The organism is Gilvimarinus sp. 1_MG-2023 (assembly GCF_030548285.1).
In genome coordinates, this window is record NZ_JAUOSC010001729.1 from 1 (window position 1) to 235 (window position 235).

The 235-nt window shown below is 58.3% G+C and carries 1 protein-coding gene; it reads left to right on the forward strand.

Features of this window, described 5'->3' with window-relative positions:
- Positions 1-235 (forward strand): hypothetical protein (locus tag Q4563_RS22650; protein ID WP_303606153.1); only part of this gene is annotated, 235 nt, incomplete at both ends.

Below are 235 nucleotides of genomic sequence, written 5' to 3' on the forward strand. Positions count from 1 at the left end.
CCATTACAACGACTACACCCAGGTAGAAACCGCCGTTACCGCACTGGCGAATGGTGGTTTTGTGGTGAGCTGGTCTTCCTGGGCTCAGGATGGCCAGAATTACGGCGTGTTTACTCGGCTGTTCGACAGCAGTGGCAACGCCGTCAGCGGCGATGTGCAGGTCAATACCACCACCAGTGGTTATCAGGATCACTCCTCCATCGCCGCCATGGACGACGGCGGCTTTGCCGTGGTG